The organism is Streptomyces caeruleatus, assembly GCF_001514235.1.
Lineage (GTDB): Bacteria > Actinomycetota > Actinomycetes > Streptomycetales > Streptomycetaceae > Streptomyces > Streptomyces caeruleatus.
In genome coordinates, this window is sequence record NZ_KQ948925.1 from 212,125 (window position 1) to 226,443 (window position 14,319).

Annotated in this window: 13 protein-coding genes; 7 read left to right on the forward strand and 6 right to left on the reverse strand. The window is 71.8% G+C overall.

All coding sequences use genetic code 11. From position 1 onward, the window contains the following. Positions 1 to 98 precede the first annotated feature (98 nt). A complete protein-coding gene (locus AQJ67_RS05800; protein ID WP_062716957.1) occupies positions 99 to 1,652 on the reverse strand; it encodes a glycoside hydrolase family 32 protein in 1,554 nt (517 codons plus the stop codon). 186 nt (positions 1,653 to 1,838) lie between these two features. Here AQJ67_RS05800 and AQJ67_RS05805 point away from each other — a divergent pair, with 186 nt between their 5' ends. From AQJ67_RS05805 to AQJ67_RS05820, 4 genes are read left to right on the forward strand one after another with little or no spacing between them, the layout of a single operon-like run. After that, positions 1,839 to 3,248 (forward strand): extracellular solute-binding protein, encoded by a 1,410-nt coding sequence (locus tag AQJ67_RS05805; protein WP_062716958.1) that lies wholly within the window; start codon positions 1,839 to 1,841, stop codon positions 3,246 to 3,248. Continuing rightward, positions 3,245 to 4,198: a carbohydrate ABC transporter permease gene (locus AQJ67_RS05810; RefSeq protein ID WP_062716959.1), complete on the forward strand. Its 954-nt coding sequence runs from the start codon at positions 3,245 to 3,247 to the stop codon at positions 4,196 to 4,198. The genes AQJ67_RS05805 and AQJ67_RS05810 overlap by 4 nt, the downstream gene beginning before the upstream one ends. Positions 4,199 to 4,214: 16 nt before the next feature. Next, the gene (locus tag AQJ67_RS05815) at positions 4,215 to 5,069 is read left to right on the forward strand and encodes a carbohydrate ABC transporter permease (protein WP_062716960.1); all 855 of its coding nucleotides are present in this window, start codon (positions 4,215 to 4,217) and stop codon (positions 5,067 to 5,069) included. Further along, positions 5,066 to 6,469, forward strand: coding sequence for a glycoside hydrolase family 32 protein (locus AQJ67_RS05820; protein WP_062716961.1), 1,404 nt, complete (start codon positions 5,066 to 5,068; stop codon positions 6,467 to 6,469). Before AQJ67_RS05815 ends, AQJ67_RS05820 begins: the two co-directional genes overlap by 4 nt. A 480-nt stretch (positions 6,470 to 6,949) precedes the next feature. On the opposite strand, the gene AQJ67_RS05825 is transcribed toward AQJ67_RS05820, so the two are convergent. Continuing rightward, positions 6,950 to 8,014 (reverse strand): LacI family DNA-binding transcriptional regulator, encoded by a 1,065-nt coding sequence (locus tag AQJ67_RS05825; protein ID WP_062716962.1) that lies wholly within the window; start codon positions 8,012 to 8,014, stop codon positions 6,950 to 6,952. A 95-nt stretch (positions 8,015 to 8,109) separates the two neighbouring features. On the opposite strand from AQJ67_RS05825, the gene AQJ67_RS05830 reads away from it, so the two are divergent. From AQJ67_RS05830 to AQJ67_RS05840, 3 genes are all read left to right on the forward strand, one after another. Then, positions 8,110 to 8,940: an aldo/keto reductase gene (locus AQJ67_RS05830; RefSeq protein WP_062716963.1), complete on the forward strand. Its 831-nt coding sequence runs from the start codon at positions 8,110 to 8,112 to the stop codon at positions 8,938 to 8,940. A 67-nt stretch (positions 8,941 to 9,007) separates the two neighbouring features. Further along, entirely contained in the window at positions 9,008 to 9,619 is a 612-nt protein-coding gene (locus AQJ67_RS05835) for a DNA polymerase ligase N-terminal domain-containing protein (protein WP_062716964.1), read from the forward strand. 112 nt (positions 9,620 to 9,731) lie between these two features. Continuing rightward, entirely contained in the window at positions 9,732 to 10,166 is a 435-nt protein-coding gene (locus AQJ67_RS05840; protein ID WP_062716965.1) for a cupin domain-containing protein, read from the forward strand. Here AQJ67_RS05840 and AQJ67_RS05845 read toward each other — a convergent pair whose 3' ends face one another. From AQJ67_RS05845 to AQJ67_RS05860, 4 genes are all read right to left on the reverse strand, one after another. Then, positions 10,167 to 12,503, reverse strand: coding sequence for a SpoIIE family protein phosphatase (locus tag AQJ67_RS05845; RefSeq protein WP_062717485.1), 2,337 nt, complete (start codon positions 12,501 to 12,503; stop codon positions 10,167 to 10,169). A 100-nt stretch (positions 12,504 to 12,603) separates the two neighbouring features. Beyond that, positions 12,604 to 13,062 (reverse strand): peroxiredoxin, encoded by a 459-nt coding sequence (locus tag AQJ67_RS05850; protein WP_062716966.1) that lies wholly within the window; start codon positions 13,060 to 13,062, stop codon positions 12,604 to 12,606. Next, positions 13,059 to 13,439 carry a DoxX family protein gene (locus AQJ67_RS05855; RefSeq protein ID WP_062716967.1) on the reverse strand — a complete coding sequence of 127 codons (381 nt, stop codon included), beginning with the start codon at positions 13,437 to 13,439 and terminating at the stop codon, positions 13,059 to 13,061. The genes AQJ67_RS05850 and AQJ67_RS05855 overlap by 4 nt, the downstream gene beginning before the upstream one ends. Positions 13,440 to 13,532: 93 nt before the next feature. Next, positions 13,533 to 14,291, reverse strand: coding sequence for an AraC family transcriptional regulator (locus AQJ67_RS05860; RefSeq protein ID WP_062716968.1), 759 nt, complete (start codon positions 14,289 to 14,291; stop codon positions 13,533 to 13,535). Between the last annotated feature and the right edge of the window lie 28 nt (positions 14,292 to 14,319).

Below are 14,319 nucleotides of genomic sequence, written 5' to 3' on the forward strand. Positions count from 1 at the left end.
CGTCCCCGCCGGCTCCGGTCCGAGCCGGTTCCAGGAAGATCGTGACAGTGTTCGGCGGGCATGGCGACAGGGCCTCGGCACAGCGGACGCGAAGCGGCTCAGACGGCGAACTCCCGTATCACCGTGTTCCGGAAGAGCGCCGTGCCGCCGATCGTGAAGAGCGCCAGCCCGGTGTCGGCCGGATCCGGGAAGACCTCGGTCGAGTGCGTGTAGCGGCCGTCGTCCACGAACATCTCGACGGACGTCCGGTCGATCAGGATGCGCAGCCGCACCATGCCCGCGGAGGCGTCGAAGGGGCTCCGGCTCTCCTGCCACCGGCCGGTGCTGTCGGGGCTCACGGTGTATCCGCGGTTGACGAAGGCGTAGTCGCCGTAGATCCCGGCGTCGATGTGGCGGCCGCCGTCGGAGGAACGCCGCAACTGGAGCCCCGCGCCGGTCAGTTGGTCCCAGGTGATGTCGGTGGACACCTCGTACGCGGTGCCCGTGTAGTCGAGCAGGAGGTTCCCGTCGACCTCCAGGTCGCCGAGGTCGACCGTGCGGGAGACATGGGCGTCGAGACCGGCGACCGGCTGGGAGGCGAGGTAGTACGTGCCGCCCGCCGCCCGCTTCAGCGTGACCTCGCGGACGATCGAGTCGGTGCCGTTGAAGCCGTCGCACTCCATGGTGGGCGTGGTGCCGGCGTAGTCCCAGTGGTTCATCCAGCCGATCGCGTACCTCGCCGCCGGGTCGAGCGTGCCGCCGGCGTTCCGCTTCTCGAAGGTGACGGCGGCGTACCAGTCCCAGCCGTGGTCGAGCCACTGCGGATCGCTCACGTCGGGCGTGAACGTGGTGCCGTCGAAGGACCCCGTCCAGTAGGCGTACGTGCTCGGCAGCCCGGATCCCTTCCCGTTGGCGCTCACGCCCAGCACCCACTTCCAGGTGCCGTCCGCCGCCCGGATACGGAACAGGTCCGGGCACTCCAGCACACCGATGCCGCCCTTGATGAAGCCGCCGACGTACGTCCACGACTTGAGGTCGGCGGAGTGGTAGAAGCCCACCTTGTCGTTCTCGGCGAGGGTCATCACCCAGCGCCCGCGTTCCTCGTCGCGGATGACCTTGGGATCGCGGAAGTCCCGGACGCCGGGGTTGGGCAGCACCGGGGCGGTGCCGTGGTTGGTGAACGTACGGCCGCCGTCGGTGGAGTAGTACAGGTACTGCGCCTGCGTGACGTCGTCGGGCGCCATGGTGGCGAGGACGATCACCGCGCCCGCGCCGAAGCCCGCCGTGTTGCCGGTGTCGACGACCGCCGAGCCGGACCAGACGTCGCCGTTGGGTGTGGTGTTCTTCGGCACGGCGATCCCGCGGTCGGTGAAGGACACCAGGTCGGTGCTGGTCGCCAGGCGCCAGGCCGTGCCCGCGGTCGTGCCGCCCGTCGAGTAGTCGGGGTTGTAGAGGTAGTAGTAGTGGTACTCACCGTCGATCCACACCGGCCGCTGCGGGTCGTTCATCCACTGGTCGGGGACCGTGAAGTGGTACTCGGCGCGGTAGCTTCCGGTGCAGGCGGCAGCCGTCGTGGACGCCGCCGCGGCGGGGCTCCGGCCGGCCGGCAGTAATGCGCCGGCCGCGCCCGCGGCCGAGGCGATGAAGAGCGACCTCCTGGATATTCCGGGCATACCAAATGTGCCACGCATGGTGCGGCTCCTTTCCCGACGCCGTCGTCAGGACTGCGGCTCATGTGGAGCAGGACTCTGCGACCTAACTCGTTAAAGGTCAAGTGGTTCACGACTATTGACAGGGGCGTAACACCCTTCACATCATCTGGGGCATCACTTCTCGACTAACACGAGTTAGGCCCTTGCATGACTGACTCGCACCTCACCCGCCGCACCCTGCTGCGGTACGGCGCCTACGGCGCGGGAGCCGCCGCGCTCGCCGGTACCGCAGCCAGCTGGGACCGGCTCACCGGAGCCGACATCCCCGGCCGCGACGACGGCTCCCTCGTCGTCGCCACCCTCGGCCCCGCCTACGGGCCGGAGGCCGTCCGCACCCTCACCGAGGGCTTCAAGGAGGTCCACCCCGACATCAAGCTCCGCATCAACGCCGTGCAGGCCGTCGACTGGTCGGACTTCTTCGCGAAGATCCTCACCCAGATCGCGGCGGGCACCGCGCCCGACCTCGTGTACGTCGCCACCGAAGGCGTCCAGCTGTTCGCGCAGCGCCTCGGGGTCCCGCTGGACGACTGGGTGAAGCGGGACGCCGAGGAGCTGCGCGAGTACTTCGCCGACGTCCATCCCTCGCTGGTGGAGTCGATGATGTACGAGGGGAGCCTCTACCAGCTGCCGGTCGAGTTCAACGCCGCCGACATGTACCTCAACAACCAGGTGCTCAAGCGGGCGGGAGCGGACTTCCCGGCGGCCGACTGGACGCGCGACGACTTCACCGGGCTGCTGCGGGACATGAAGAAGTCCAGCGGCTCCCAGTTCACGCCGTACTTCTGGACGAACCGGCTGTGGGGCGGCGTCGTGCCCTGGCTGTTCGCCAACGACACCAACCTGCTCAGCGAGTCCAAGGCGCCGGGTGGCGGCTGGCTGTGGGACTCCTTCTATCCGGCCGCCGCACGGCAGGGCCGCGGGGGCGGCTTCCGCTGGACGACGCCGCAGGCCACCGACGCGCGCGTGGAAGAGGCGTACGACTATCTCGCCTCCCTGATCCAGGAGGGTCTCTGCACCCGCCCCGAGGGCGGCAACGGCCAGAACCTGATCGGCGTGTTCTCCACCGGCCGGGTCGGGGTCACGCCCGCGGGCGGCTTCTGGGCGGGCGGCCTGCATCTGGCCGGCATGAAGGCGAACGGCTTCGACGTGCAGTACTTCCCGCGCTGGCGCACCCAGCGCATGCAGTACGGCGCCGCCGGCTACGCGCTGCTGCGCACCTCGAAGCGGCAGGAGGAGGCCTGGGAGTTCATCAAGTACGCCGCCCGCAAGGACACCCTGACGCGGCTGTTCGAGACCAACCAGACCACCCCGGCGCGCCGCTCGATGCTGACCGCCGACCGCTACCGCGAGACCGGCCCGGACCAGTGGCAGGTTTTCTACGACACCCTCGACAAGTTCCCCGACACCGGGCCGATCCCCGCCCCGCCGCAGGTCGCCGAGGTCGAGCAGGTGCTGCTCAAGCACACCGGCACCGCGCTGGCCTCCCGGCGCTCGGTCGCCCCCGCGCTGGGCCGGATGCAGAGCGATCTGGAGAAGGCCATGGAGCGTGACGTATGACGAACACCCAGATACCCCCCGTGCGGCCCAAGCAGCCGGCCGTGCCACCGGCGCCCGCGCCCCGGGCCTCCGCCCGTGACCGTGGCACACGGCTGCTGGCCACGTTCTTCCTGGCGCCCACGATCGTCGGCATCGTCGTCTTCACGGTCGTGCCGATCATCGGCTCGGTGGTGCTGAGCCTCTTCCACTGGAACGTGATCGACGAGCCGAGCTTCGCCGGGGCCGCCAACTACCGTGAGGTCTTCACCGATTCCACGGTGCTGGTGTCCTTCCGTAACACGCTGGTGTTCATGGTGTTCGCGGTCGCGCTGCAACTGGTCATCGCCCTGGTGCTGGCCCTGGCGGTGAACGGGCGGATGCCGGTGTGGCTGCGCTCGGTGTTCCGCTCGGCGTTCTTCTTCCCGCTGGTTCTGTCCGCCGCGTCGATCTCGGTGGTGATGAAGTACCTGTTCAACCAGGACTTCGGGGTCGTGAACTGGGGGCTCGGACTGGTCGGTGTCGCTCCGGTGCCGTGGCTGACGTCCGAGAACGCGGCGATGGCCACGGTGATCCTGGTGTACGTATGGCAGCAGTTCGGGTTCTCGTTCCTGCTGTTCGTCGGAGGCCTGAACAACATCCCCAAGGAGATCCACGAGGCCGCCTCCCTGGACGGCGCGACCGGTCTGCGCAAGCACCTGAACGTGACGCTGCCGCTGCTGTCCCCCACGCTGCTGGTGGCGTCGGTGGTCGGCATCATCAACGCGCTCCAGGTCTTCGAGCAGCCGTACGTCCTCACCAACGGCGGGCCCGGGGACGCCACCCGGACCGTGGTGATGGTCATCTACGAGAGCGCCTTCGAGCAGCTGCGCTTCGGTGAGGCCTCGGCGGTGGGTGTGCTGCTGTTCGTGCTGATCATGGCGGTCACCGCCCTCCAGTTCCGGCTCAGCCGGCGTTTCGTCCACTACCAGTGAGCCGGGTGACCTCCCCATGAGCCAAGCAACCCTGTCCCTGAGCCGCACCCGGCACTCCCTCGCGCCGTGGGCCCGCATCGCCGCGCTGGCCGTGTGCGCGCTGCTGACGCTGGGCCCGGTCGTCTGGACCGTCTCCACCTCGCTGCGCACCCCGGCCGAGGCCTTCGACCTGCCGCCGAAGATCATCCCGACGGATCCGTCCGTGGAGGCGTACAGCGGGGTCTTCGACCAGATCGACGTCTGGCTGCTCGCCCTGAACTCCACGCTGGTCACGGCGCTGATCGCGGTGGGCCAGATGATCACGGCCGGACTGGCCGGGTACGCCTTCGCCCGCCTCGAGTTCCGGTTCAAGAAGCCGCTGTTCGGGCTGGTCCTGGCGACCATGATGGTGCCGTTGCAGGTCACGATCGTGCCGGTGTTCCTGGTGCTGAAGTCGATGAGCCTGACCGACACCCTGCTGGGTCTGATCATCCCGGCCTTCCCGACCGCTTTCGGGACCTTCCTGATGCGCCAGTACTTCCTGGGCATGCCCAAGGACCTGGGCGAGGCGGCGATGCTCGACGGCTGCGGGCCCTGGCGGATCTTCCGGTCCGTGTACGCGCCGCTGGCCGCGCCCGGCCTCGCGATCGTCGGCGTCCTGGCCTTCAACTACCACTGGAACGAGTTCTTCCGCCCGCTGATCCTGGAGACCTCCGGCCAGAACTACACCCTCCCCCTGGGCCTGGTCTCCCTCCAGGGCAACCTGGGCACCGGCTCCATCTCGGTGGTGCTCGCCGGTGTCGTGCTGTCCATGATCCCCGCCGTCGCCGTGTTCGTCGTCGGTCAGCGCCCTCTCCGCGAGGGCATCACGTCCGCAGGAGTCAACCGTTGAGCCTCACCGCTCCGTCCTCGGACCCGGGCGCCCCGCGCTTCCGGGTCCGTCCCCCGGCCAACTGGATGAACGACCCGAACGGTCCCTTCCGTTGGCGCGGCCGGCACCACCTCTTCTACCAGCACAACCCCGACGCCCCCGTGCACACGAACGTCCACTGGGGACACGTCTCCAGCGCCGACCTCGTCGAGTGGGAACACCATCCGGTCGCGCTCACCCCGACGCCCGGCGGCCCGGACGAGGCGGGCTGCTGGTCCGGGTGCGTGGTCGACGACGACGGCGTGCCGACCGCGGTGTACACGGGCGTCGACCGCCGTCACACCGGCCTCGGCGCGATCTGCCTGGCCCGGGCGGTGGTCCCGGAGGACGAGACGCTCACCGACTGGAAGCCGCTGCCGACGCCGGTGGTGACCGGTCCGCCCGCCGACCTGGACGTGGTCATGTTCCGCGACCCGTTCGTGTTCAGCAGCGGTGGGCGCCGCTGGGCGCTGGTCGGCGCGGGGCACGCCGACGGGACGCCGTCGGTGCTGCTGTACGACTGCGAGACCCTGTCCGACTGGCGGTTCGCCGGGGTGCTCCTCGACGGCGACGACCCGGTCGCGGCGGATGCCTTCGGCGACAAGGCGGTGGGCTGGGAGTGCCCGCAGCTGTACTCGACGCAGAGCGGGGACTGGGTGCTGGTGCTGTCGCTGTGGGACGGGGATCCGTGCAGCACGGGCTACCTGACGGGGCGTCTGGAACCGGGCGCGGAGGGCGAGTTGCGCTTCGCGCCCCGCACCGGCGGGCGGCTCGACCACGGGCGTGACTTCTACGCCCCCGCCGTGCTCCAGGAACCCGACCGGGCGCTGATGTGGGGCTGGTCGTGGGAGGCCCGCGACCAGGACGAGGTCGACCGGGCGGGCTGGGCCGGGGTCCTGACGGCGCCGAGGGTCGTGGACGTACACCCGGACGGGGCCCTTCGGGTCGCGCCGGCCCCGGAGCTCGAACTGCTGCGCGCGGCCGAGCCCTTCGTCACCGCACCGGGTCGCCGCACCCCGCTCCCTGCGGCCTACGACCTCACCGTGACCGCGTCCGACCGCACCACCGTGAGCCTCCTGCGGTCCGCCTCCGGCGCGCAGCTGACGGTCGTACTGGACCCGGACGAGGGCACGGTGACGCTCGACCGCGGTGACTGGCCCCGCGCCAGGCCCGAGGGTTCGGCACCGATCGTGGTGCGAGCACCGGCCGGCAAGGTACGGATCCTCGTCGACGGCTCCCTCCTGGAGCTGTTCGTCGGCGACCGGGCCACGATCACCGAGCGGGTCTACCGGCGCCCTGACGACACGGCCGAACTCGCCGTGTCCGACGGCTCCGAGGTCACGATCACCGGCTGGGAGCTGGTCCCACCGACACACGGGTGATCACCGGCGGCCGGGCGCCGTACCCGTCGCGGACGGCGCCCGGCCCGCCAAGGCCGTAAGAGCCGCTCCCGGCACCGTCGCCGGCCGGCCCCAGAGACACAGGGTCGATCACGGCAAAGACCGGCCGCCAAACCCGCCACGGGCAACGTCCCGCCCGCGACAGCCGCCGTCGACCGAAGCCGCACCCCCTGCGCACCACCGATCACCGATCACGCCGAACACCGCACCGTCGCCGACGGCCCCCGGCCTGCGAAAGACCGTGAGAGCCACTCCCGGCACCGTCGCCAGCCGGCAGGCAGCCCCAGAAACACAGGGTCGATCACGGCAAAGACCGGCCGCCAAACCCGCCACGGGCAACGTCCCGCCCACGACAGCCGCCGTCGACCGAAGCCGCACCCCCTGCGCACCACCGATCACCGATCACGCCGAACACCGCACCGTCCCCGACGGCCCCCGGCCCGCAAAAGCCCCCCGGCGCCCTCACCGGCCCGGAGCCGGTCCCACCGACGCGCGGGGGATCACCGGGCACGCCAGGCGCCGTACCGTCGCGGGGGGTGTGCGGCCCGTGTCGATGGCGTCCAGGAGTAGGCGTGCTGCCGCCTCGCCCATCGCGCGGTGGGGCAGGGCGACGCTGGTGAGGGGCGGGGTGAGGAACTCGGCCATGTGTTCCTGGTCGTCGTAGCCGACCACCGAGAGGTCGTCGGGGACGGTGATGCCGAGCCGGGTCGCGGCGTGCAGGACGCCGGCCGCGACGCGGTCGTTGTAGCAGAAGAGGCCGGTGGGGCGCCGGTCGGCGGGGGTGCCGTCGAGGACGCGCATGGCGCCCTCGTAGCCGCCGGCGATCTCGCCGCCGGTGCGGACGACCCACTCCTTGGGGACGGTGATGCCTTCGGCGCGCAGCGCGTCCCGGAAGCCGCGCAGGCGGTCGACGGAGGCGAGGTCGTCCTGGCCGCCCACCATGGCGACCCGGTGGTGCCCCGCGTCCAGCAGCAGCCGGGCCGCCGTACGGCCGCCCGCGCGTTCGGCGGGGATGACGGCGGGCAGCGAGTCGTCCTCGGGCAGGCAGTTGGCGAGGACGGAGTGGGTGCGGTGCAGGCCCTCGGGGACGCGGACGCGGCGCAGCGACATGGCCGCGTAGATGATGCCGTCGACGCGTCGGTCGAGGAGTTCGGCGACGGCCGCGTCCTCCTTGGCGGGGTCGCCGCCGGAGTCGATGGTCAGGACGAGGTGGTCGCTGTCCCAGGCTGTCTCCATGGCGCCGCGCAGCAGCCGGCCGGCGAACGGCGAGGAGGCGATCTCGTCGGTGACCAGGCCGATCACGGCCGTACGGCGGCGGCGCAGGCCGCGGGCGACGGGGTCGGGCCGGTAGCCGAGCTGGGCGGCGGCCCGGCGGATGCGTTCCTGGGTGGCGGGCGAGAGGTTGCCCTCGGCGCGGCCGTTGAAGACGAAGGAGACCGCTGTGTGCGACACCCCGGCGAGCCGGGCGACGTCGCGTGACGTGGGCCGTCCGGATCCCGTCGGCTGCTTCTCCTCGGTGCCGCCCATGCCGTCCGCTGCCCTCATCCCCACCCGTCCGGTTGATCGATCCTCACCCTATCCGTGACGCTGGGTGTACGGCACAGTCGAGGGAAGGTCCGACAGTGATCAGCATTCCGCTGCACACGCTCAACGACGGTACGACGATCCCCGCGATCGGCCTGGGCACCTGGCCGATGGACGACACGCAGGCCGAGCAGGCGGTCGCCGACGCCCTGGAGCTGGGCTACCGGCTCGTCGACACGGCGACGAACTACCGCAACGAGACCGGCGTCGGCCGCGGCATCGCCCGCGGCGGCGTCCCGCGCGAGGAGCTGGTCGTGACGACGAAGCTCCCGGGCCGGCACCACGGCTACGAGGAGACCCTCGCGTCCTTCGAGGAGTCCCGCGCCCGGCTCGGCGTGGACTACGTCGACCTCTATCTCATCCACTGGCCGCTCCCCCGCGTCGACAAGTACGTGGACTCCTGGCGGGCCATGATCAAGCTGCGTGAGGACGGCCTCGTCCGGTCGGTCGGCGTCTCCAACTTCACGGCCGAGCACATCGAGCGGCTGGGGAAGGAGACCGGTGTCCTGCCCTCCGTCAACCAGATCGAGCTGCACCCCTACTTCCCGCAGGCGGAGCTGCGCGCCTTCCACGCCGACAAGGGCATCCTCACCGAGAGCTGGAGCCCGCTGGGCCGCGGCACCGACCTGCTGGACGATCCGGTCGTCGGCGCGGTCGCCGAGGCGCACGGGGTGACGCCCGGGCAGGTCGTTCTGCGCTGGCACGTCCAGCTCGGCGCCGTGCCGATCCCGAAGTCGGGCGATCCGGGCCGGCAGCGCGCGAACCTCGACATCTTCGGTTTCGAACTGAGCGCCGCCCAGATGACGGCCGTCGCGGACCGCGCCCACCGGCGCGTCGGCGGGGACCCCGAGGTGCACGAGGAGTTCTGACCGTGCGTCGCGGGCGCCGCCGCGGGTACTCGGGGCGCTCGGCCCCGTCGTAGGGAAGGAGGCGCTCGTGGGTGAGAAGGACCGGCTGCGGGACTACCGGGGCAAGCGTGACTTCGGGCGGACCGGGGAGCCGCGGGGCCACGGATCCGCCTCCGGTGACCGGCCGCGGTTCGTGGTGCAGATCCATGACGCCAGCACCCTGCACTTCGACTTCCGGCTCCAGGTGGACGACGTACTGAAGTCCTGGTCGGTCCCGAAGGGGCCCTCCGACGACCCGCAGGACAAGCGGCTCGCCATGCCCACCGAGGACCATCCGCTGGAGTACGAGGAGTTCGAGGGCGTGATCCCCGAGGGCGAGTACGGCGGCGGCACGGTGATCGTCTGGGACAACGGGACGTACGAGCCGCTCAGCCACGACCGCAGGGGGCGGCCCGTCGACTTCGGGGAGTCGCTGGAGCGCGGTCATGCCACGTTCCGGCTGAGCGGGTCGAAACTGCACGGCGAGTACGCGCTCACCCGGTTCCGCGGCGGGCAGGACGGCGACCGGGAGGCCTGGCTGCTGGTGAAGGCCCGCGAGGGCCGGGCGCACGGGCACGGCACGCCCGACCCGTACCGGGCGCGTTCGGTGCGGTCCGGTCGCACTCTCGGCCAGGTCGCGGCCGACGGCGACGAGGGCTGACCACGTCGGTGCCGGGGTGAATCCGGCGGATGTTCTCGTTCCGCCTTCAACTTCCGTTCTCTGCCTCTATGTTCACGGGCCACGACACCTCTCGCCCCTGAAGGCTCCCCGTATGCGCACCGCGCTCCGCACCGCCGTCACCGGCGCCGTGCTCGCCGCCACCGCTCTCGTCGGCGGCCCCGCCCAGGCGACGCCCCCGGGCCCGGGCGTCACCGGCCGGACCATCGGTCCGACCACCGTCGGCGACACCGACCACGTCCTGCGCGAGGTCACGCTGCCGCCCGGTCAGAGCACCGGCTGGCACTACCACGACGGTCCCGTGCACGGATACGTGCAGCAGGGCACGCTCAGCCACTACCACCCCGACTGCGCGCTCGACGGGGCCTATCCGCAGGGCACGGTCGTGCGTGAGCCGGGCGGGCCGGGCGATGTGCACCTCGGCCGGAACCTGGGCGACACCACGCTCGTCCTGGAGGTGTTCTACGTACTCCCGCACGGCGCGCCGTTCTCCGAGGACGTGCCCAACCCGGGCTGCCCGTTCGAGTGATCACACCGGTGGCAGCTGCTGTTCCGCCCAGATCGTCTTGCCGCTGCCGGTCTGCCGGCTGCCCCAGCGCTGGGTGAGCTGGGCGACGAGCAGCAGGCCGCGGCCGCCCTCGTCGTAGGCGTGGGCCCGGCGCAGATGCGGGGAGGTGGAACTGCCGTCGGAGACCTCGCAGATGAGGGTGCGGTCGCGGATCAGGCGGAGCTGGATGGGCGGGGCGCCGTAGCGGATGGCGTTGGTGACGAGTTCGCTGACGACGAGTTCGGTGACGAAGGACGCCTCGTCGAGGCCCCATGCGGTCAGTTGGTCCGTGGCGGCCTGCCGGGTGGCCGCCACGTGCTCGGGGTCGGGCAGGACGTCCCAGGTGGCGATGCGGTCCGCGCCCAGCGCCCGGGTGCGGGCCAGCAGCAGGGCCACGTCGTCGCTGGGGTCCTCCGGCAGCACGGCCTTGAGCACGGTGTCGCACAGGGCGTCGAGGGACTCGGCGGGCGCGGTCAGCGCGCGGCACAGTTCGGCGGTGGAATGGTCGATGTCGCGGTCGCGGTCCTCGATGAGACCGTCCGTGTACAGGGCGACCAGCGAGCCCTCGGGCAGTTCCACCTCCATCGCCTCGAACGGCAGTCCGCCGACGCCGAGCGGGGGGCCCGCGCTCATCTCGATGACCTGGGACGTGCCGTCGGGCAGGACCAGGGCGGGTGGTGGATGGCCGGCGGCGGCGAGGGTGAGGCGCCGGGTGACGGGGTCGTAGACGGAGTAGAGGCAGGTGGCGCCGAGTTCGGCGACCTCGTCGGTGTCGTCGCCCGCGAGATGGGTGACCAGGTCGTCGAGGTGGGTGAGGAGTTCGTCGGGCGGCAGGTCCACGTCGGCGAGGGTGCGCACCGCCGTGCACAGGCGGCCCATGGTGGCCGACGACGGGATGCCGTGTCCGACGACGTCCCCCACGACGAGGGCGACGCGGCCGCCGGAGAGCGGGATCACGTCGAACCAGTCGCCGCCGATGCCGGCCTGCGATCCGGACGGCCGATAGCGGTGGGCGACCTCGACGGCCGCCTGTCCGGGCAGACCGCGGGGCAGCAGGTTGTGCTGGAGGGCCAGCGCGGTGGTGCGTTCGCGGGCGAAGCGGCGGGCGTTGTCGATGCAGACGGCGGCCCGGCTGGCGAGTTCCTCGGCGAAGACGGCGTCGTCCTCGCCGTAGTCGTCGGACTGTCTGATGCGCACGGCCACCGCGACGCCGAGGGTGGTGCCCCGGGCGCGCAGCGGCACCGCCATCATGGTGTGGGCGCCCATGCGGTGCTGTCGGCCCTCAGGGGCGCGGGCGTCGCGTTCCGCGATCCACCGCATGAACGCCGGTTCGCCCGCCTGGCTCTGCATCACGCGGCCTTCCAGGATCGCCCGCGCGGGCGGCGAGAACGGCGGGTAGAAGTCCACCTCGCCCAGGTGCACGGCGGCTTCCGGGGTGCCTTCGGTGCCGGAGCCGTGGGCGACGCGGCGCAGCGCGATGTCGGTGCCGGACAGGGCCGGGGGCTCCTCCGCGCCCAGGACCCAGTCGAACAGGTCGACGCTGGCGAAGTCGGCGAACCGGGGCACCACGATCCCGATGAGCTCCTCGGCGGTGCGCACCACGTCCAGGGTGGTACCGATGGCGGCCGCCGCCTCGTTCAGCAGGGCCAGGCGCTGCCGTGCCCAGTACTGGTCGGAGCTGTCGAAGGCGGCCAGCGCCGTGCCGATGAGCTCGCCGGAGGAGTCCCGCACCGGCCACATGTCGGTGGTCCAGGCATGCTCCCGGTTCAGTGCGGGGGCGCCGGTGAAGCTCTCGTACCGCAGGGGTCTGCCGGTCTCGGAGACCTGGCGAAGATGCCACAGAAAGCCGCGACTGTGCTTCCCGTCCTCCACCGTCTCCGGGAAGGGGCGTCCGATCAGGACATCCTCCGGTACGCCCATGACCTTGCAGGCGGCCTCGTTGAGCCGTAGGTAGCGCTGGTCGGTGTCGAAGACGGACATGGACATGGAGGCCTGCTGGAAGGCCCGCTCCGCCAGGGTGGGCTGCTGCTCGTCGGGCGTCACGGCGGTGATCACGTATTCCTCCGCCGCGCCGGGCTCGCCCAGGACAGCGGACGCCGTCACCTGTACGGCCACGGTGGAGCCGTCCTGGTGGCGCAGCAGGGCGGTGCCGGAGAGCGCCGCCAAGGCCTCGGGCTGTGGCGGCTCGGCGAGCAGTGTCAGCGCCGGCCGTCCCAGAACTTCCTCGGCCGTGCGGCCGGTCAGCCGCCGGGCACCCTCGCTCCACCCCTTGACCACACCCTGGGCGTCGAGGATCGCCACGGCGCAGACGCGCTCCATGTCGTCCAGCATGAGTCCTCCGCCGCGGCGCATCAACCGCGACGGCAGGACGGTTACTCCCGCCGGGCCCCACCGGTCGCGCCGGCCGGGGCCGGGGCGGTCACTTGCGCAGGGCGGCGAGGGCCCGGTCGGCGTGGGTGTTCATCCGCAGTTCGCTGCGGACGACCTCCAGGACCGTGCGGTCCTGCCCGATGACGAAGGTGACCCGTTTGGTGGGGGCCAGCGAGAAGCCGCGGGCCACGCCGAACCGCTCCCGGACCGTGCCGTCGGTGTCGGAGAGCAGGGTCATGCCGAGCGTGTGGCGGTCGGCGAACTCCTGCTGCCGTTCGACGGCGTCCGCGCTGATGCCGACCGGCCGGGCCCCGACGGCGGCGAACTCGGCGGCGAGGTCCCGGAAGTGGCAGGCCTCGGCGGTGCAGCCGGGGGTGAGGGCGGCGGGGTAGAAGAAGAGGACCACCGGCCCGTCGGCGAGCAGCTCGGTCAGGCTGCGGGTGGTGCCGGTCTCGTCCGGCAGGACGAAGTCCTCGACCTTGTCGCCGGTCTTCAGCGATGCGCTCATGCCCGGCCCTCCGCGTTCTTCGCGACGCCCCGGGCCCACAGCACGAGGGGGATCTGCAGCGGCAGCCTGCCGAACGCGGCGGCCTTCTGCGGGGTGGGGCGGTGCCGCCAGTCGACGGCCATCTTCACGTTGGCGGGGAACACGCCGACGAAGAAGGCCGCGGCGGCCAGCGCGGCGGCCTTGCGGGTGCGCGGCGACGCCAGTCCCGCCGCCAGCGCGAGTTCGGCGACGCCGCTTGCGTACGTCCAGGTCCGGGGCGTTCCCGGCAGGGAGCGCGGCACGGTCGCGTCGAACTGGCGGGGTACGGCGAAGTGGGCGACCCCTGCCGTGGCCAGCAGGCCGGCGAGCAGCAGGGGTGAGCGTTGGGACCGGGGCACGGATCCTCCTTGGACGGCCTGCTCCTCCTTGGATGGCCTGCCGCCGGATGCTACCGGAGGGTAGGCCAGGGCCCGCCACCCGCCCCTGCCTGTTCACCGGCCCTGTGGCGAGCGGCGGTTGTGGCTTCCGGGGGTGTGTCCGAAGGAGCGGCGGAAGACGTCGATGAAGGCGCTGGCGGAGGACCAGCCGCAGCGGTGGGCGACGGTGGTGACGGGTGTGTCCTCGGCGAGCAGCCGCAGCGCGTGGTAGAGCCGCGACTGGGTGCGCCACTGCGGGAAGGTCATGCCGAACTCGCTGCGGAAGAGCCGGCTGAGGGTGCGCTCGCCGACGCCGGTCGCGGCACCGAGCGCGGCGAGGGTGCGCGCGTCGGCGGGATCGGCGTGGACGAGCGCGCACACCTCGGCCAGGCGTGGATCCGTCGGGGTCGGCAGGCGCAGGGGCTGCTGGGGTGATGCGCGCAGCTGGTCGCGGAGTACGGCGAGCAGACGGCGGCGTTCGGGACTGTCGTCGGCCGGGTCGCGGGTGTAGGCGAGGATCAGCTCGCGCAGGAGGCCGCTGACGGCGAGGACGGTGGGCGCGCCCAGGCCGGGCAGGGGGTCGTCGGCGGGCAGGCCGACCAGGTGCAGGTCCGTGTGCCCGTGGGCGCGATGCGCGTGCACGGTGCCGGCGGGGACCCAGATGGCGCGGTTGCCGGGGGCGAACCAGGTGCCGGCGTCGGTGGTGACGGCGAGGACTCCGGAGCCGGCGTAGACGATCTGGTGGTCGTCGTGCCGGTGCGCGTCGATGCGTTCCCCGGCGGCCAGTACCTGGGCGCGGGTCGGCGCGATCGGGTCGTGGCGGATGTTCGACACAACACGGCAGATTATCGAAAGCGGGCCG